Raw genomic sequence first — 18,962 nt, 5'->3', positions numbered from 1 at the left:
AGGGAGGACCGGTAACCGATCGTGGCAAGAAATATCGGCAGATCAATATCCGCTGTCCGGACGCTTTGCACGATTATCCCGTTTGATCCGGAAGCAGAGAGGAAGAGAAATTTAGAAGAACATAATAGGTTTGGGAGCAGCAGACCTGTTCGAGATCGTTAGACAGGTTTGTGTGAAGGAGGTTTAGGAGAAGTGAAGCAGGCCTGACGGGAGGAATGAAGCAAGACACCGGGAAAAAGGAAAGGGCCGTGATTAGCCCCCCTCTCCCCCTGAACAAGAGGGATAATCGTGCAAAGCAGCAGGCAAGGATACCAGGACACGAACGCTATCATAATTTATTTTGTCAAGCACTGATCTCGGTTTTGAGCCGTTTTGTCCTAATTTTATTTTCAAAGGGCCGAAGGAAAAGTATAATTGGGTTATTAAGCAAATCCCTCAACCGATGAGGAGTTTTGTAAAATGAGCAACGCGGAGCTAAAAGAAATGCTACAATTCGTCATAAACGAGTCCTTACAGCCGGTAAAGGATGACATTCGTTCGGTAAAGAATGACATTCGTTCAGTGAAGGATGAAATCCGTTCGGTAAAGGATGAAATCCAACTGCTGAAGACAGGACAAGAAGAGCTGCGGCTAATCACTAGCGCGATTCGCGACCGGCAGGAAGAAACCGACGCCAAGCTTGAAGCGTTAAGCATGGACGTGAATCATATGCACGGCGATCTGGTCCGGATTGAGCAAAAGCTGGACGAAAACGAGTCCGAACTTCGGGGGGATGTCCGGTTCCTTAACCATCGGATCGCCGATCTCGAAATGAAAGTCGAAAAATTAAAAAAACGGTAATGCGAACCGCCAGGGAAATTGCTCTGGCGGTCCTTTGTTCCGGCGAGAAACATAAGGACAAAAAACGCCGCTATTCCGGTGATATCCGTCCATTTGAGAGAAATAGCGGCGATTTATGCCGCTATTTTCTCGAGTCGCCTAGGAATGCCCGCGTTCAGGGCCCTTCATAGGAAAATAAGCACCAAAAATGCCGCTATTGGGGATGGACAGGCCTGGCTCCGGATAATAAGTACATAAAGTGCCGCTATTTTGAAGACCGACGGTTGTTTTGTTCCGATAGCCCGCTTTCAAGCCCCCGATTTTTAGGTTGAGCCCTTTTATACCCCGTTAATTCCGGGCCGCCGCTCGTTCAGACCGGAAAGCTGCAGTTAAGCGGCGCCGGTTATTACGGAAACAATGGTCTTCCGCAGCTGCTCCGCATTCCGCGCCTGATAAGGATCGGCGTTGAAGAGGATCGCATCCGCCAGGTAACCTTCCGCGATCCTTCCCAATTCGCGGCCGCTGCCGAGAATCTCGGCGGCGGTTGTTGTGGCGGCCTGCCACGCATCTGACCAAGACAATCCGTATTCCGTCAAAGTATCCAATTCCTGAAGATTGTGCCCGTGAAGCAGAGGGGTGGCGTAATCCGTTCCGAAACCGATCCGGACTCCTGCCCTTTGGGCGTATGCGATCGCCTTGGGATGGGCTTCAGCCGCCCGGGCTGCGCGGTCGCAGATCGTCTGGTTCAAAGCCAACACACCTTTGGGGTCGGCGGCAATGCGGTAAATCGATGTCGTGGGGACAAAAGCGACCCCGGACGCGGCAAGCCGGCCGGCCTGATCCTCCGCCAAAAACATGCCGTGCTCTATAGATTCCACCCCCGCAGCAATAGACCAGTCTATGGTCACTCCGCCCCAGGTATGAACCAAAACTTGTTTGTGATGAGCTTGCGCATGGCGAACGATGAAGGCGAATTCTTCTTCCGAAAAAATCGGATCGAGCACCTTTTCCGTTGGCGCCCCAAGGCCGCCTGTGGCCATAATCTTGATCCAGCCCGCGCCGGTGTCAAAAATCTGCTGCAGCCGCTGCTCCAGGTGCCCCAGGCCGCGGCGGGCATCGGCGGCCCCAAGCATATCGCTGCAGACGTGCACCCTTAAAGGATGGCCATAGTGCTGCACGATATGCCGTACGGTGCCGGGCCGGATGCCGCCGGCATCCCTCGCTGTCGTCACCCCGGTACGAAGGGTGGCTGCAAAAGCCTCCGCTTGCATCACTTCAATCTCATGCGGGTCTCGCTTCAATTGATCGGCATGGTCAAAATCGGTCCAGGCCAGATGGGTGTGCAAATCGATGACCCCGGGGCTTATCCATAGATCCTGGCCCGGGGACTCCGCCTCGGCACGACGCGGGCCGGTTTCGACGATCGAGGCAAAGCGGCCGTCCTGGATTGTGATATCAAAACGTTTACCGGCAATCCCCGCTATATAGACTTGATTCAAGATTTGCGGTTGGCGGCGGGAGCTTTTATCGATCAAGTTCATCCCCCCAAACCTGCGAAACGGCCGCGATGGCGTGTTCCGGCTCTTGGCCTAACAACCGGGCGAGCGTCCTGATAGCCTCTTCTACGCTTGGCCGGCAGGCGTTCGCTCCAAAATGGTTGATCCGCAGCAGTTGCCCAAACAATTCTCCATCTCCGGGAGCGACGATGCCCACGGGCTGATCGATCAGCAAACCCGGTTTCCCGGAAATCCGCACCGTTGTCGTGAGCGTAGAATAAAACCGGCTGTCCTTCTGCCAAGGCACAAGCCCCAGGGCTCTTATTCCCGCAATCGCGGAGGCTGCGGCCAATTCATGACGCCGGATCACCCGCTCCAATCCCTCCTCTTCCACAAGCGTCAAGGCGGAGATCAAAGCCCTGGCTTCCAAAGCCGGAATGTTGGGCGGAACCCGCACCGGTGCCGTACCATTCCCGTCCGGCTTCAAATCCAGCAGGGACAGGATCGAATTGCGCGGGGCATGCGGGTTCGATTCAAGGAATTCCCAGCCGCGCGGCGAAACGCTTACGGCGCTGACGCCATTCGGACCGGCCAACGCTTTTTGCGCGCCGATCGCTGCGAAATCCACGCCCCATTCATCCACCGGCAGGGCTTCTCCTCCCACCGCCGACACGGAATCCATCACCGTGATGAGATCGAAGTCGCGCGCGATTTTCAATATTTCACGAGCCGGATTGGATCCGCCCGTCACTACTTCAGCCTGCACAAAAGAGAGCGCGCACGGCTTATGCTTTTCAATCGCCGCCAATATCGCTTCGGCAGTAACCACCTCATCAAAGGGGACGGCAACTTGGGCGACGGTGGCCCCGCCGCGTTCCAGCCACTTGCCGAACAGACTTCCGTAAGGACCGGTCACGACATTCAAAATCGTCCGGCCTGGCGCGGAAATCCCGGCGGCCACCGCCTCAATGCCCAGGATCGCCTCCCCGGGGATGATGACCGGAGCGTGCTCTGTAAACAACAATTTGGAAAGCTGATGTTTAAGCGTGTCATACTCGGAGCGTGAAAGCGGTACGTATCCTTTAGGTTCTCGGCTCATGCTCAGGCAAACCTCCTGTGGTATTTAGTTTCGGCATTCTCGGAACAGCGGACAACAGCTCGCGGCTATACGCCGTTTCAGGACTGGCGAAAAACCGCTCCTTGGCATTGATCTCCACCAGCCTTCCCTGCTTCATTACCGCCACCGTATCGCTGATTTCATGGATAACCCCTAAATCATGGGAAATGAACAGCATCGTAAGGTCAAGCTCGGCCTTAAGCGCGTTAAACAGGTCAAGCACGCTCCGTTGGACGGAAACATCCAAAGCGCTCGTCGGTTCATCCGCGATCAAAATGCTTGGTTCCACGCTTAGTGCGCGGGCAATGGCGATCCGCTGCCGCTGGCCCCCGGAGAATTCATGGGGAAACCGGTCCAAGGCGCTGTCGGCAATGTGCACGCGGGCCAGCAGCTCCTTGCAGCGTTGCTCGACTTGAGCGCGGTCCACAATCCGATGAAACAATAACGCCTCGGACAAAATCTGCCGGATCGAATGCTTGGGATTCAGCGACGCATCGGGATTCTGAAAGATCATCTGGATCTTTTTGCGCTGCTCGCGGCTCCTCTTTTTCTTCAAAGGCTCCGACTCCAGCACAATCTGCCCCTCGTCAGGCACAATGAGCCCGGCAATCACCCGCGCCAGCGTGGATTTTCCCGAGCCCGACTCTCCGACAAGCCCAAGCGTGGTATGCATCGGCACACTCAAATCGATGCCGTCCAGCGCCGTAAATCCGCCGTAACGCACCTTGATATTTTTGACTTGCAGGGCTAATTCCATCTTCAAACGCTCCCTTCAAGGTCAGGTACAGGAAGCACCGAGTTCATCAGCATTTGGGTATAAGGGTCTTGAGGGGTTTGCAAAAGATTACGCGCCTCTCCCTGCTCCACAATTTTTCCTTCCTTCATGACGCACAGCTTGGAGCACAACGCCGCCGCAATGGCCAAATTATGCGTAACAAACACCATGGCAAAACCCAGCTCCTGCTGCAAAGCCGAAATCGTTTCGATGATTTGCCGCTGCACGGTTACGTCGAGCGCGGTTGTAGGTTCGTCACAGAGCAGAATCCCCGGTTTGCACGCCAGGGCGATGGCGATGACGACGCGTTGACACTGGCCGCCCGACAGCTGGCTCGGATAGCGGTCGGATTTCTTCAAGGAATCCGGCAGACCCAGCATTTCAAGCAGCTCCAGCGCTGCTCTACGGGAAGCTTTGCGGCTCAATCGCTGCCGGTAATACACGACTTCCGTCAGCTGCTGTACAACCGGACAAAGCGGGTCCAGCGCCCCTCTGGGGTCCTGAAAAACCATCGCGCTACCGGCCTCGCGCTTAATGACCCCGCCGGCCTGCTCGACACCGCGCGGAAGCAGTCCCAGAATCGCGCGGAGCGTAAGCGATTTTCCGGAGCCTGATTCCCCTACTAGCCCCAACGTTTCTCCCTTGCTCAACGAAAAGCTGACGTTATCGACCAATTTGGGGTTTGTTTTGGACGCTAGGGACAGTGACTCTATTTCAAGGATCGGAGTTGTTGACATTATTTTTTCCTCCATATGTCGGCCAATCCATCTCCCACAAGAGACAGTGCGATTCCCGTATACACTACCGCAAGGCCCGGAACCGCCGAGAGCCACCAGGCTGTGGTGATGAACGGCTGGCCGTCGGAAATCATCGTCCCCCAATCCGGGGTTGGCGGGGTGATGCCGATGCCCAGATACCCGAGCGTCACAATGGCAACAAGCAGCCCCACCATATCCGTCATGAGGACGACGATCGCTTGGGGGAGCACATTGGGCAAGATATGACGCAAAATGATTTTTACACCGGGCAATCCCAAGGTTTGCGCGGACGCTACCCATTCCTGCCGGCGAAACGAAGCGGTCAGTCCCCTGGTTACCCGGGCGAATACTATCCAGCCGACCAGGATAAAGGTGATATAAATCCCGCGCTGGCCGGCACCGCTGGCAAAAGCGACGATAATCACCATCAAATAGAACGGAAAAGCGATAAATGTATCGGTAATCAGCGAAATGACGGTATCCACCCATTTTCCGTAATACCCCGCGACCATGCCGAGAAAGACACCGGTGCAAAACGGAATGATTTCAGCCAGAACCATAATGGTCAAATCCGTCCGCGCCGCATAAATCAGCCTCGTAAACAAATCACGGCCCAATTGGTCCGTCCCCAGCCAATGCGCGGCCGACGGAGGCTGCAAAAAAGCGCTCAAATTTTGCCCGGAAGGATCATAGGGACTAATAAACGGAATGAACACCGCCAGCAGGGCAAGCACCGCCAGCATCACACTTCCCGCCAGAAGCGAAGGAGTACGCCGGATCCGGGCGAAGACGCCCGCTCTTTTACCGCCTTCCTGCAATTCGGGGTTTATGGTTATAGGTCTCATTGTTTTCCTTTCGTTCTGGGATCAAGCCACCAGGAGATGATTTCAACCAGAAGACTGATCATCACGACACCGACCGCACAATAAAGCGCGATGCCTTGAATGACCGGGAAATCCCGATTGGAAATGGAAGTGAACAGCAGGCTGCCGATCCCCTTGATGCCGAACACCTGCTCCACGACCAGCGTGCCGCCGATCAGATACGAAATATTTACGCCAAGCAGCATCAGCGTCGGCAGGGCCGCATTCCGCACCACATGCTTGAACAAAACGACTCTGCTTGGTATTCCCGCGGCTTTCAAGGTGACGACAAAATCCGCTTCCAGCACTTCAAGCATCTGCACTCTTAACGACCGGACAAGGGTGGGGATCTGCGAAAACGCGACCGTAATCGCCGGAAGCGCAAGGCTGTGCAATGTCCCGATCCAGCCTTCGCGCACCCCGCCTACCGGGAACCAGCCCAGCCGAACGCTGAAAGCCAGAATCAAAAGTAAGCCAACCCAAAAGATTGGCATACCCAAGGTTACCGTAGGAAAAATACGGATCAAATGATCCGGCAGTTTATCCTTCTGTGTAGCGGCAAGCACGGCCAGCAAAAGGGCGATCACGATCGCCGCAAAACAAGCCATCCCGATCAGAAGCAAAGTAATCGGCGCCCGCTCGGCAATCAGCTCCCTTGTAGGAGTGCCGGCAATGATGGAATTGCCGGTGTCTCCTTGGGTGAAGAGCGTCTTCACAAACCGGGCGAACTGTTCCCACACGGGGAGGTCCAGCCCGAGAGTATGATGCATACTCTCGATGGCCTCAGGCGTACTGTACTCTCCCAGGATCATTTTCGCCGGGTCCCCGGGCACGATTCTGATCAGGAAAAAAACGGCGGTCATCACACAGAAGATCACGGCGATGGCTCTTACGGCAGCAGCCCCCAGCCACCTGTACGAGGACGGGGCGCCCGCCGCCGGATTTAACGTTTTGCTCCGTTTCATCATTTTTGGATACGCACATCTTCAAAGCGGAGGCTTCCATTAGGCAAAACCACAAGCCCCTCCACGGAAGAACGGACGCCTTTCAGAATATCCGGATAATAAAGCGGAATATACGGTACTTCATCCGCCAGCGTTTGCAGCAGTTTGGAGTAGACCTCGGCACGGCCTTCCCCATCCGGCGTTGTTTGGCCTTCATGCAGAAGCTTGGTTACTTCATCGTTTGTATAATGCGTCCAGTAGGATTTGCTGAAGCCCTCCGGATCGGTTTGGAACGCAATAATCGAATTCGCGTCGGGCGAATCGGCTTGCCCGCTGTTCAGCATGGCCGAGAAATCATAAGCGAAAAACCGCTCGCGGAAGGTCGCCAACTCAATGGACTCAATCTCGATGTTAATCCCGATTTCCTTGCCGGCCGCCTGGATAATTTGCGCTTCCTGCGCTCTTGTGCTGTTGCCTGACGCCACCAGGAGTTTGGTTGTGAAACCGTTAGGGAAAGCCGATTTGGCCAGCTCCGCCTTGGCGGCTGCTAAATCGAAATTCAACGGTTTGATCGTATCGTTGGCGTTATAAGGAATCGCCGTCGGCAGCAAGGAATCCGCGCGGTTCGCATATCCGAAAGTAAGCGCATTGGTCAAACCATCCCGATCAAGGGCCAAAGCCAATGCGCGGCGAACGTGGACATCGGAAAAATGCTCATCCAGCGTGTTGAAGAACAGCTGCTCCGTCACCCAGCTGCCATTGGTTAATACGGTGGTGTCGGGGCCTTGCTTGATCTCATTCGCATTTTGCAGCGCCAGGGACTCGATCGCGTCCACTTCCCCCGCCTTAAGCTGGTTGATCGCCTGACTGTCATCTTGAATCAGCTTGTAGACAAGCTTATCAATATAAGGCTTGCCTTCCTGCCAATAGTAGGGATTTTTCGTAAAGGTTACATCGCCTGCCGGATCCCACTTTTCAACAACGAACGGTCCCGTGCCTACCGGTTTTTTGAAAAATTCTTCCTCGGAAACGCCGCCGAAATTGTTCGGAATGATCCCGTTGGAGAAATTGGACAGCTCCGAAATAAACGGGGTGTACGGCTCCTTAAGCGTAATAACCAGCGTGTAATCATCCTGCGCTTTAACGGAATCCACCTTGGCCGCGATCGCAAGCGGACCGCCAACCTCCAAATGCCGTTTCAGCGAAAATACAGCATCCTCCGCCGTTACATCCGTGCCGTTGGAGAATTTCAAGCCGTCGCGCAGCACAAACGTATAGGTCAATCCATCATCACTAACGTTATGGGACTTTGCCAGCCAATCGATAATTTTGCCGTTGCTGTCGAACGAAACCAAGGGTTCGAATACTTTGTCAATGGCAAAAGCATTGTTCGCCGTAATCTGATTATGCAGATCAAAGGAGGTGACCGATGCAGGCCGTCCATAGACGAAGGTTCCTCCCGCCGCGGGCTCTTTCGAATTTGCGCTTTGATCCGCGCTTTGATTGGTGTTTTGCTGTGCTCCATTATTTTGATCCGCAGCATTTTTAGCTCCGGAGCATCCGGCGACCCATACCAATAATAAAATGGCCGACAAGCCTAACCCTAATGATTTCTTTAAAGATGCTTTGTACTTTAACACAGCTGCCCCCTCCTTAACTTATAATTCCCATTAATTTAGTATGAATAGTATTATGAACCTCAGCTCCATATCTGTCAAACAAAAAATCACGATAAGGATGCGGGTTTAGTTTATTTTTTCCATTGCAGGAAATGAATTTGTTTTAGCGACATTCGGTTTTACTTATTTATACAATTCAACACTTTTTCGGAGACAACAAAAGCTTTAAGAAAAAAAATACGGCCCCGAGAATCTCGGGATCCTCGCTGTACGTTTAATTGACGGAATCGATATAAGTTTGAAGCTGCTCCTCGCTGCTGATTTCCCCGATGATCGGGTGGGCGATGTTCCCCGCTTGATCGATCACATATGTAGTCGGCAGGGCGGTAACCTTGTACAATCCCGATATTTTGCCGGTTGCGTCGATAATGACGGGGAAATCCAATTGATGATCGGACAAAAATTCATTTACGGTCCCTTTCGACTCCCCCACATTCACAAACAAGGTTACGGCATCCGGGGCGTTGTTTCGGGAAATACGATGAATGAGCGGCATTTCCTTAACGCAAGGTCCGCACCAGGACGCCCAAAAATTAAGTACGATAACTTTGCCGCGATATTCGTCAAGCGACAGCTTCTCGCCGTAAGTATTTACCGCCTGGAATACGGGAGCGGTGCTGCCGATCCTCAGTCTCTCATGGCCCTGATGAGCCTCGCTGCTATGACGATTGGACAGGGCAACCCAAAGTACGGCACCGGCGCATAAAAATACGATCAAATAGGTTAACGTTCTATTCATCCTCTATCCCGCCCTGCGGCGCATCCGCATCCAAACTATGCTGAAAAGCTTTATGGAGCGGAAAAGAGCCGTATATCTCACGAAACTGCCGCACGGAGCCTTCGCCGCAAATGCGTCCCGAGTTCAGAAAGATGACGTAGTCCGCCAACTCTTCGGCAATATCCAATTGGTGGGTCGAGAAGAGAACCGTTTGGCCTTCGAGCTTTACGGCTTTCACCAGGCTTACAAACTGTTTCATCCAGTAAGGATCCAGGCCATTGGTCGGCTCATCCATGATGACCAAAGGAGGTTTCGACAGCATCGCCTGGGCAAAAAGAACGCGCTGCCGCATCCCTTTTGAAAAGGTGCTGACCAGTTTGTTTTTCTTTTCTTCCAATCCAACAAGGCTTAATACTTCCTGCACGCTTTGCCCGGGCACCTTGCGCAACGCAGCCCAAAAAGCTAATATTTCTTCCGCCGTCATTCCCTGCGGAAACTGAAAATCATCGGGCATATAACTTATCTGTCCGGCGAATTTCTTTCTGTCTTGTTTCCACTGCAGCCGGTTGACGTAAATTTCTCCCGAGGTGGGTTGAAGGATCCCCGCGACCATACGCAGCACCGTACTTTTTCCCGCCCCGTTGCCGCCGCATAATCCGACGATACTGCCGGGTTCAAGCCGGAAAGAAACATCCCGGACGATCCTTTGCCCTTTGATCGTTTTGTTTACACTCTCGGCTATCACAAAAGCTTCAGCCACGCCGTCTCCCCCTTTCCCAAATCCAGCAGACAACCGTCAAGGAGATGACCAGCCAGACCACAAACAAGACCAAAAACATCAGACTGCCGCCAGGACGTTGAATCCAGCTTACCCATTGGTAATATTCCGGCCCGAGCACGGAACCGCCTCCAAGCTTAATCACCACAAACAGCCTGACAAATTCCGCCGGGTTCAAAAACGTCAGAAACACGAGCAGCGGTTTTATCCATAAATACGGCAGGAATCCAAGGACAGCGATTAATATCGTCGGCCAGCCAATCACCGCAAAAAACCAGATCATCACCGAAATGGTCATGGCCTGCCAGCGATTTTTGGATAATGACCCGATCAATAACGCCAGCGTTAGAAAAAGCAGCACCAGCCCGCATGAAAACAGAAAAAAGAGCACATACGTATTTACTTCAAAAACGATCCCAAAAAGCGCGGTGACCAGGCCCATTAAGCCATAGCCAAATGAAATAATGGTCAACACGACGATGGATAAACCAAAGTATTTCCCAAGCAAAAACGGGATGGTTCCCAAAGGAAATGTCGATAACAGCTGCCAGCTGCCTTCTTCTTTTTCCGCGGTTAATGAAAACGACCCTAGAAAAAGCGCCATCAATGGGAGCAAGTACAATATTAAACTTAACATCGAGCCGGTTACCCCGGAATACCCGCTAATCTCATTTTGCGAATTTACCAGCAGCAAACAAAGGCTAAACACGGAGAATAAAGCTAAAAATGAGTAAGCCCACGGGTTTCGCAGTCCAACCTTGATTTCTTTCTTCGCAACCTGCAGCATATCTGACATGGCTATAACCTCATCTTTTAAAATTAATGACCATGGGCTTCCCCTTCGCTGTGCATATGCATGTCCATGTCCATCATTCCTTTGCTTTGCTCCCAGGTGTGATTATTCAAATCCGCCGCGCTTAACAATTGTCCCACGCCCTGCTCCTTGATAAATTCCTCCGCGGATGCCTTGTCTTTAAAGCTAATGATCCCGTAAGCCATGGGCGTGCGGATCGAAGGATCATAGACGTATGTCGCCTTGGCGAACTCGATCCATGCTTTATCGTTGTAATCGCGTACAAAGTCCATTCCGATATCGTCCGTACCGTTTTGCTTTTTCCATTCATTCATACATCCAATGTCATCGAATTTCAAACTCTTGCCTTCCTTCGTCACGATCTGGGTGGCATAGGCATCGTCCTTGACCTGCATGTTGCAAATGACGCAAACATCGACATCCTCATTGACGGGCTGCGCCGTGTACGCCTTCTTTCCGCAGCCGGCCAGCGCTAGCATAGCGATCAAAATTAAACTTAAAGCAGTGAATCCCTTTTTCATGATTTGTTTACCCCCGCATAGATTATGGTTATTACCGATGTGAAAAACAGCAAAGAAGCCACGATGAGCATGAAGCTTTTGCCCGAAATATATTCCCCCTCCGCTGATGAATCCCCGGTGATCACCGGCGTATTCAGATTCATGCGCGGTGAACTGTCCGTAGTCCAGCTGGTCCGATCATTCTCATACATGCCGCTTAAAAAGCTGATCCCGGGCGATTGAAAAAAAAGCTGAAAGGCGGAATCTTTAGCGGTTAACTCCCGGTAAAACGGATTGATCGAATAGGCGATTTCGCTAATCCCGTCATTGTTCAAGTCCAAGACACGGGACGAATCCCAGAAATTCCGTTCCACTTGGTTTATTTGGCTGTCCGCCGCTTCCGCTTCGATCACATTAGCCACAAAATCGTTTTCATGAATGAGGTTGTTTTCCGCATCCACAAACTGGATACCTACGAAATTCCGGTATATCGAATTGTTTCTTATCTCATTCCGGCTGGACTGCTCAAGATACAATCCTACCCGGTTTCCGTCCACCACATTCTTCTCAACCAGGGACGTTTGCACATCATAAAGCAAAATGCCTTGCGAATTGACGTTATTGCTTTGTTTAGCGAAGGAGTTGCCCGAGACCAGCACATCTCTAACCCCCATAATCATGGCCCCGGTGATGTTAAATTCACCCCGATTTCCGACGATTTTCGTTCCATCGATATACATGCAATGAATACCGTAGCGTGAGCCGAAAATTTGGTTGCCCGTGATGTCCAAGTTCTTGCTGTCCTCCAGATATACACCGTCTCTCATATTCACGATTTTATTTTGATCAATGACGGTATTATCCGCATTGTACAGATCGATCCCATTGCCTTTTTGCCCCATCTTGGCGGCCCCCAAGCTTCTGTCCCAAGAAATGAAGTTGCCTGTGACCACGCCGTCATTGGAATCGCGCAGGACAATTCCGAATCCGCGGGTGGTAATCCGCAAATCTTGTACGGTTACGTTGTCACCTCGTACATCGACAGCCGCCAGCTCTTGCCCGGCTTGTTTCTGAAAAATGCGCAGTCCCTCAACCGTTACCCCGTCAGCTTGTATCGTCATCGCCGATTCGGGTTCTTCATTTAATAACGTCGCCTTGCCCAACCCCTGAATGATTAACGGCTTATTAATAAGGACCGGCCCCGAGTAGTTCCCTTCCGGCAACACAATGCGGTCCCTCGGTTTGGCTTGATCAACGATATCCTGCAGAGAAGGAGCGGATTCATGTAAAAGCCCGTTATCGCCCCCGGAGGCATGTACAACGAACGTTTCCCAAAATGGATAACCTAGCAGAAAGACGCCGGACAGAATAAAAATTATGAATTTACTTTTGACATTCATCTTTTCCTCCCTATTCGGACACTCCCCTCACAAAATATCCCAATAGCATCATAAGCTATAACTGTTGATTCTTTATATAGCCCATCCGAGTGATAATAATCATAAATACCCGATGTTTTATGTCTTTTCTATGACAATTAGTTGGGGCGATTATCGATCTGAACGGGCGAATCCATTCGTTCTATTTACGTATTCGATTCCAACATTGTCACCGCCATGTCACCGAAAACCGCCTGCACTTTTGCATTTCGTGGGATTTCCCTTCTTCCCTATACTGCAACGTGAAGGATGTGGCATATAGTGTAGTTCTTTTCACACAGGTTATAACTCAACTTTCGCGGCAAAAATCGGCAGACAAGCCTTGATGCAGCAGGGCTGCTTCGTTGAGGAAGCGTCAACGATGTGGAAGCGTCACGACCGGCGGGGTCAGCGTATCTACCTTTTGCACCGTAGCCGTTTCGAGTCGTGACACAAATCGACGCCAGGTGAGGTGCTGTCTAAAGGGTTCGTGTCTTGGTGCTCGTGTCTTGGTGTTCGTGTCTTGATGTTCGTGTCTTGATGTTCCTGCCTGCTGCCTGCCTTTGCACGATTATTCCTTTCGTTCAGGGAGCAGGGGGTGGGGCTAAAGCAAGTCATGGGTTCCAAAAAAGAGTAGAAAAACAAAAAAGATAAGGAAAAAATGAGGCGGTTCAGGTGAGATTTTCGGCTTGATAAGAGAACACATGTTTGGTATAATGAAATAAATGGAACTTATGTTCGTATATCCTTTATTCGGGGGCGAGTAAACATGGAGATCAATGCGGGAACGGAACTTCAACCATTCAGCAGCCGTTTTAACAGCGAGCAGGACTGCATGGAGGCGTTGATCGCGATGAAGTGGCCAAGTGGCTTCGTCTGCCCGCGCTGCGCTCACACCCGGTGCAGCCGTCTGACCTCCCGGCACATCCCTTTGTTCGAGTGCGGAAAGTGCAAGCATCAAACATCGCCTTTGGTCGGCACGATTTTTGAAGGAACGCATCTGCCCTTGCTCAAGTGGTTCGAGGCCCTGGATTTATTCCTGCTTGAGGGCGGCATCTCGGCGCTGCGGCTGAGCAAGGTGATCCGGGTCACCTACAAAACCGCCTGGTCGCTGCTGCACAACATACGCCATGCCGTGGGGGAGTTCGATGCCAGGGAACTGCTTTCTGGAGACGTGAAGGTGAACAGCGATCAGTATGGGCGTAACCCGTCCCGGTGTCAGCTTTCGCATCCGTATGCCTCGGCGGTCGTGGCCGGCTGCACGGTCACGGAGTCAGGCGAGCCGGAACAGGTCAAAATCCGCCTGGTGCCGCATAAGCGGGGAAGCGAAGAAAGGGCAAACCGTCACGATCTAACCGCGTTTATTGGCGGGCATGTGGATGTCCGTACATCGGTGGTACAGTCGTTTCCTCTTGCCTTTCGGCTGTATGCGCCCTTGCGGAAAGTGGTGAGAGAGGCGTGGGAATCGCTGAAGAGCACGTATGGAGCCTTGGGGCTGAAGCATCTGCAGGCGTACCTGAACGAATACACCGGGCGCCGCCGGCTGCGCCTGCCCGGAGGACGGCCCGGAGCGAAAGAAACGATGCGGCAGAAGCTGCTGCGCATGTGTGTGGCGATTCCGGCGCTCCCTTACCGCCGGCTGATCGCGCGCCAACCGAACCAGCCCCTTGCGGCTGCGGCCTGATCGTGGTGCTTGAAAATATGGGGGGAGTTTGATGCAGATCAACTTAATGGGTCCTTGATCTCCTGTCCTGATCTCCTGTCTTAATCTCTGGTCCGGTCTGTTTCACCTCCTTGAAACCCTAATTTCTTCTCCTATGGCCTATGCCCGTCTAGATTATCTCGAACCTGTCTGCTTCTCCACCAAATTTTCTTCTCCCGAGCTTATCTTTCTCTCTGCTACCTGATCAAACGGGATAATCGTGCAAAGCCTCCGGACAGGGAGTGTTGATCTGCCGTCCCTTCCCCCCACTTCCCTGTCCTCAAGCTTTCGGGCGGCCTTCCGCGTTTCTTGCCACAATCGGTTTTCGACTTGACTGGCAAGCAAGGATTATATAAGGTTGAGCCAGACACCTCTTCCGTCCGCCTATCTTAATTCTTTGAACAGCTTCAGCTCAGGGACTCAAGCTGATTTTTGCTCTGCGAAAGTTGAGTTGTAAATTCTATAATGTTCGCAAAAAAGCTTCTCACGGGCATATGCCCGGAGAAGCTTTTTTTAATATTTTATGCGGTTAAACGGAGTTTCCGTTTACGGGAACTTTTGATAATAAGAGCGGGTGGCCCTTATTACATCATACCCATGCCGCCCATTCCGCCCATGTCCGGAGCGGCTGGTTTTTCCGGTTCCGGTTTGTCGGCGATCACCGCTTCGGTCGTCAGGAACAGACCGGCAACGGATGCTGCGTGCTGCAGCGCGGAACGAGTTACTTTGGCAGGGTCAACGATACCGGCTTCGATCATGTTCACCCATTCGCCGGTAGCGGCGTTGTAGCCGATGCCCACTTTTTCTTTCTTCAAACGGTCCACAATCACGGAGCCTTCTTCGCCGGCGTTAGCGGCAATCGTGCGAACCGGTTCTTCCAGTGCGCGAAGCACGATGTTCACGCCGGTTTTTTCGTCGCCTTCAGCTTGAACGGAAGCCACCGCACCATATACGTTCACGAGAGCCACGCCCCCGCCGGATACGATACCTTCTTCAACGGCTGCACGCGTTGCGTTCAGGGCGTCTTCGATGCGCAGTTTGCGTTCTTTCAGCTCGGTTTCCGTAGCCGCGCCGACCTTAACAACCGCTACGCCGCCGGCCAGTTTAGCCAGACGTTCTTGCAGTTTTTCTTTGTCGAACTCGGAAGTCGTTTCTTCCAGTTGCGCGCGGATTTGGTTGACGCGAGCTTGGATGTCGGCTTTGTCGCCGCTGCCATCCACAATTGTCGTGTTTTCTTTCGTAACGATAACTTGACGTGCGTTACCGAGTTGATCCACAGTCGTGCTCTTCAGGTCAAGGCCGAGTTTTTCGGTGATCACTTGACCGCCGGTCAGAGCGGCGATGTCTTGCAGCATCGCTTCGCGGCGGTCGCCGAAGCCAGGAGCTTTAACGGCTACCGCGTTGAACGTGCCGCGCAGTTTGTTCACGATCAGCATCGCTTGCGCTTCGCCTTCGATATCTTCAGCAATGATCAACAGCGGTCTGGATTGTTGCACGATCTTCTCCAGCAACGGCAGGATTTCTTGTGTGCTGCTGATTTTCTTGTCGGTGATCAGGATGTACGGATTGTCAAGGACGGCTTCCATTTTGTCCGTATCGGTGATCATGTAAGGAGATACATAGCCGCGGTCGAATTGCATCCCTTCCACCACTTCAAGTTCGGTGGCGAATCCGCGGGATTCTTCCACGGTAATAACACCGTCTTTGCCTACTTTTTCCATCGCTTCGGCGATCAGTTCGCCAACTTCTTCATCAGCGGCGGAGATAGCGGCAACTTGCGCGATCGATTGTTTGCCTTCGATCGTTTTGGAGATGTTCTTCAATTCTTCAACAGCCGCGCGAACCGCTTTGTCGATCCCTTTGCGCAGGCCGATTGGGCTAGCGCCTGCCGTAACGTTTTTCAAACCTTCGCGGATCAGCGCTTGCGCCAGAACCGTAGCGGTCGTCGTACCATCGCCGGCAACGTCGTTCGTTTTGGTAGCTACTTCTTTAACGAGCTGGGCGCCCATGTTTTCAAAAGCGTTTTCCAGTTCGATTTCTTTAGCGATCGTTACGCCGTCATTCGTGATCAGCGGGCTGCCGAATTTTTTCTCCAGCACCACGTTGCGGCCTTTCGGTCCAAGCGTTACTTTTACTGCGTTCGCCAAAGCGTCAACCCCACGAAGCATTGCGTGGCGGGCGTCTTCACTGAATCTGATCTCTTTTGCCATGATTAGATTACCTCCCTGAAAATGTTGGATGAAAATTCATTCGTATATTTCGGCTAAATTTCACCTACCGGCAGTTCTTAGCCGATGATCGCGTGAATGTCGCTTTCTTTCATAATCAAATATTCTTTGCCTTCGTATTTCACTTCGGTGCCTGCGTATTTGGAGAACAGCACGCGGTCGCCTTCTTTAACTTCAAGCGGAACACGCACCCCATCCTTCAAAGTTCCGCTGCCTACAGCGATTACTTTGCCTTCCTGCGGTTTTTCCTTGGCCGTATCCGGAAGCACAATGCCAAATGCCGTTGTCTCCTCTTGTTCGATCGGTTGTACCAGAACGCGTTCACCTAAAGGTTTGATCATGAAAAAACAGCCTCCTTTGAATATGTTGGTTTAAGGGTTTGTAAGGTCATATGTATTAGCACTCGATCTGCTCAAGTGCTAACAACCACTTTTATATTACTCAACTTGCGGACAGATTTCAAGTTCCTTTATGCAATTTTTTTCTATATTTTATGGGCGTGGAAACGCCCTTCCCATTGTATCCTATGAATTGGAAAATATTCCTAAGGAAGGCAAACCCAGCCGCAACCAACTCGGCGAGCACAAAAAAAACACGCCCCATCTCAAAGGCGCGTTTCCTTATTTATATTTCTCCGCCCGCTCCGCATCCGCCGCCACGATCCTGTTATGCACCCGCTGCGACAAGAGCACGCTCAGCTCATACAAAATAACGAGCGGAATCAGCACCATAAAGGCGGAGAATAAATCGGCGGGAGTGATCATCACCGAAATAACGACCAGCGCGAAATAAGCGACCCGGCGCATTTTCCGCAGCAGCTTCGGCGTTACGATTCTCAGCTGCGTCAAAAACAAAATGATAAGCGGCAGCTCGAACAACAGCGAAATCGGCAAAACGAGGTTCATCATGAATTTGAAATAGTCCGCCATGCCGTACGTTTCGACCAGGCCAAGCTGCTTGTTGAGCGACCCCGTAAACGACATCGCCAACGGAAATACGACATAATAACCAAAGGCGAGCCCCACCAAAAAACAGATAAATACGAACGGAATGTATTTCACGGTCGCTCTGCGTTCTGCCGGCCTCAGCCCCGGACTGACAAACGCCCAGACCTGGTACAGTGTAAACGGGAGCGTAATCCCCAGCGACACCAGCATGGCGATTTTCATGTAGACGCCGACGCCGTCCCAAAACGAAAAGGCGTTCAATTCGATTTTCGCGCCGGAAATGGCGTTTGTCGTCAAATAATGATAAATCGGATCGACCACAAAAAAAGCGCCGACCAGCACGATGACAAAAACGATGCAGACCAGCATCAACCGCCGCCGCAGCTCCGACAGATGGTCGACGATGCTCTGCATCTCCTGCTCTTCAGCCATCAACCGTCCTCCTTTTCCCGCCTTGAGCTTATTCCGGCGCTCATTCCGGCAGCCGGCGGTCCTCCGGTTTAGGGCTTTCGGCGCGGGCAGGGGCCGCTTCCGTCCGCTTTGCTTCCGGCACATCGTCCACAATGTCCCGCGTCGCCTCTTTGAACTCCCGGAACGTACGGCCTACGGCCCGTCCCAAATCCGGCAATTTATTCGGTCCAAACAGCAGCAAAGCCGCGATGACAATCAATAAAAATCCGCCTGCGCTCATCGCTATATTCTCCTTTCGCTACGTCCAAAATAGGCAGGGATATGACATGTTTAACCACACGCCCACATCATACCATAACGAATGTCACAGTTACAGTCCATATATTTTACATTCAAGCAAAAAAACGACGGTAAAAGTGCGGTCGGTTACAGGCGGAATTGACCGGTTACCATCAGCAGCGCTTCCGGCAGCTGTTCCATAATGGCCGCCAGATTTTCATGCACACCTTTCGGCGTACCGGGCAGGTTGACGATCAGCGTGCGGCCGCGGATGCCGACAATCCCGCGGAACAGCATCGCCGCCGGATTTTTTTGCATCGCCGCGTAACGCATCGCTTCCGCCATGCCCGGAACCTCGCGCTCGATGACCCGTCTCGTCGCTTCGGGCGTAACGTCGCGGATCGCCAGCTCCGTCCCCCCGGTGGTGAATACCAAGTCCGCATGAAAATAATCGGTCATTTCAATCAAAGCCGCAATAATTTCATCCGGCTCATCGGGAACGATCCGGTATTCCACGATTTCGCCGCCCAACTCCTCTTCCACCAGCTCGCGGATAACCTGGGCGCTCGTATCTTCACGTTCGCCTCTGGCCCCTTTGTCGCTTGCTGTAAGGATCGCTGTTTTCCAAACCATGAAGTCACCCTCCTTATCCATTGTAGGAACTCCAAATTCAGTACGGTCATGCCGGGATCATCAATGCGAGTTCCGTGTGCTTA

Annotated in this window: 19 protein-coding genes; 2 read left to right on the top strand and 17 right to left on the bottom strand. The window is 52.3% G+C overall.

What is annotated here, in order from left to right; genetic code table 11:
- Positions 1-459 precede the first annotated feature (459 nt).
- The gene (locus tag NYE69_RS10775) at positions 460-840 is read left to right on the top strand and encodes a hypothetical protein (protein WP_340926153.1); all 381 of its coding nucleotides are present in this window, start codon (positions 460-462) and stop codon (positions 838-840) included.
- Positions 841-1,208: 368 nt separating this feature from the next.
- Here the strand turns inward: NYE69_RS10775 and NYE69_RS10770 are convergent, their stop codons facing one another.
- From NYE69_RS10770 to NYE69_RS10715, 12 genes are all read right to left on the bottom strand, one after another.
- Positions 1,209-2,354 carry an amidohydrolase family protein gene (locus NYE69_RS10770; RefSeq protein ID WP_340926152.1) on the bottom strand — a complete coding sequence of 382 codons (1,146 nt, stop codon included), beginning with the start codon at positions 2,352-2,354 and terminating at the stop codon, positions 1,209-1,211.
- Positions 2,344-3,414 carry a pyridoxal-phosphate-dependent aminotransferase family protein gene (locus NYE69_RS10765; RefSeq protein ID WP_328271831.1) on the bottom strand — a complete coding sequence of 357 codons (1,071 nt, stop codon included), beginning with the start codon at positions 3,412-3,414 and terminating at the stop codon, positions 2,344-2,346. Before NYE69_RS10765 ends, NYE69_RS10770 begins: the two co-directional genes overlap by 11 nt.
- On the bottom strand, positions 3,398-4,189 hold the full coding sequence (locus NYE69_RS10760; protein ID WP_328271832.1) for an ABC transporter ATP-binding protein: 792 nt from the start codon (positions 4,187-4,189) through the stop codon (positions 3,398-3,400). Before NYE69_RS10760 ends, NYE69_RS10765 begins: the two co-directional genes overlap by 17 nt.
- 2 nt (positions 4,190-4,191) lie before the next feature.
- On the bottom strand, positions 4,192-4,944 hold the full coding sequence (locus NYE69_RS10755) for an ABC transporter ATP-binding protein (RefSeq protein ID WP_340926151.1): 753 nt from the start codon (positions 4,942-4,944) through the stop codon (positions 4,192-4,194).
- A complete protein-coding gene (locus NYE69_RS10750; protein WP_328271834.1) occupies positions 4,944-5,810 on the bottom strand; it encodes an ABC transporter permease in 867 nt (288 codons plus the stop codon). Before NYE69_RS10750 ends, NYE69_RS10755 begins: the two co-directional genes overlap by 1 nt.
- Positions 5,807-6,796 (bottom strand): ABC transporter permease, encoded by a 990-nt coding sequence (locus tag NYE69_RS10745; protein ID WP_340926150.1) that lies wholly within the window; start codon positions 6,794-6,796, stop codon positions 5,807-5,809. The genes NYE69_RS10750 and NYE69_RS10745 overlap by 4 nt, the downstream gene beginning before the upstream one ends.
- Positions 6,793-8,412 carry an ABC transporter substrate-binding protein gene (locus tag NYE69_RS10740; protein ID WP_340926149.1) on the bottom strand — a complete coding sequence of 540 codons (1,620 nt, stop codon included), beginning with the start codon at positions 8,410-8,412 and terminating at the stop codon, positions 6,793-6,795. The genes NYE69_RS10745 and NYE69_RS10740 overlap by 4 nt, the downstream gene beginning before the upstream one ends.
- A 253-nt stretch (positions 8,413-8,665) precedes the next feature.
- Positions 8,666-9,190 carry a TlpA family protein disulfide reductase gene (locus NYE69_RS10735; RefSeq protein WP_340926148.1) on the bottom strand — a complete coding sequence of 175 codons (525 nt, stop codon included), beginning with the start codon at positions 9,188-9,190 and terminating at the stop codon, positions 8,666-8,668.
- Positions 9,183-9,929 carry an ABC transporter ATP-binding protein gene (locus NYE69_RS10730; protein WP_340926147.1) on the bottom strand — a complete coding sequence of 249 codons (747 nt, stop codon included), beginning with the start codon at positions 9,927-9,929 and terminating at the stop codon, positions 9,183-9,185. The genes NYE69_RS10735 and NYE69_RS10730 overlap by 8 nt, the downstream gene beginning before the upstream one ends.
- Positions 9,922-10,743: an ABC transporter permease gene (locus NYE69_RS10725; protein ID WP_340926146.1), complete on the bottom strand. Its 822-nt coding sequence runs from the start codon at positions 10,741-10,743 to the stop codon at positions 9,922-9,924. Before NYE69_RS10725 ends, NYE69_RS10730 begins: the two co-directional genes overlap by 8 nt.
- A gap of 23 nt (positions 10,744-10,766) precedes the next feature.
- On the bottom strand, positions 10,767-11,282 hold the full coding sequence (locus NYE69_RS10720) for a nitrous oxide reductase accessory protein NosL (protein ID WP_340926145.1): 516 nt from the start codon (positions 11,280-11,282) through the stop codon (positions 10,767-10,769).
- Positions 11,279-12,661 carry a right-handed parallel beta-helix repeat-containing protein gene (locus NYE69_RS10715; RefSeq protein WP_340926144.1) on the bottom strand — a complete coding sequence of 461 codons (1,383 nt, stop codon included), beginning with the start codon at positions 12,659-12,661 and terminating at the stop codon, positions 11,279-11,281. Before NYE69_RS10715 ends, NYE69_RS10720 begins: the two co-directional genes overlap by 4 nt.
- A 787-nt stretch (positions 12,662-13,448) precedes the next feature.
- Here NYE69_RS10715 and NYE69_RS10710 point away from each other — a divergent pair.
- Positions 13,449-14,363 carry an IS1595 family transposase gene (locus NYE69_RS10710; protein ID WP_340926143.1) on the top strand — a complete coding sequence of 305 codons (915 nt, stop codon included), beginning with the start codon at positions 13,449-13,451 and terminating at the stop codon, positions 14,361-14,363.
- A gap of 602 nt (positions 14,364-14,965) precedes the next feature.
- Here the strand turns inward: NYE69_RS10710 and groL are convergent.
- From groL to NYE69_RS10685, 5 genes are all read right to left on the bottom strand, one after another.
- Entirely contained in the window at positions 14,966-16,591 is a 1,626-nt protein-coding gene (gene groL / locus NYE69_RS10705; RefSeq protein WP_328272150.1) for a chaperonin GroEL, read from the bottom strand.
- Between the two features lie 77 nt (positions 16,592-16,668).
- Positions 16,669-16,950 carry a co-chaperone GroES gene (gene groES, locus NYE69_RS10700; RefSeq protein WP_036625239.1) on the bottom strand — a complete coding sequence of 94 codons (282 nt, stop codon included), beginning with the start codon at positions 16,948-16,950 and terminating at the stop codon, positions 16,669-16,671.
- A gap of 279 nt (positions 16,951-17,229) precedes the next feature.
- The gene (gene tatC / locus NYE69_RS10695; protein WP_036625240.1) at positions 17,230-17,988 is read right to left on the bottom strand and encodes a twin-arginine translocase subunit TatC; all 759 of its coding nucleotides are present in this window, start codon (positions 17,986-17,988) and stop codon (positions 17,230-17,232) included.
- A gap of 40 nt (positions 17,989-18,028) precedes the next feature.
- On the bottom strand, positions 18,029-18,247 hold the full coding sequence (locus tag NYE69_RS10690) for a twin-arginine translocase TatA/TatE family subunit (RefSeq protein ID WP_036625242.1): 219 nt from the start codon (positions 18,245-18,247) through the stop codon (positions 18,029-18,031).
- Between the two features lie 146 nt (positions 18,248-18,393).
- Positions 18,394-18,879 carry a MogA/MoaB family molybdenum cofactor biosynthesis protein gene (locus NYE69_RS10685; protein WP_036625245.1) on the bottom strand — a complete coding sequence of 162 codons (486 nt, stop codon included), beginning with the start codon at positions 18,877-18,879 and terminating at the stop codon, positions 18,394-18,396.
- Positions 18,880-18,962 lie beyond the last annotated feature (83 nt).

This window comes from Paenibacillus sp. FSL R5-0527, from assembly GCF_038008055.1.
Taxonomy (GTDB): domain Bacteria; phylum Bacillota; class Bacilli; order Paenibacillales; family Paenibacillaceae; genus Fontibacillus; species Fontibacillus macerans.
The sequence above is the reverse complement of the archived record's forward strand: the minus strand, read 5'-3'. Positions and strand labels throughout refer to the sequence as shown.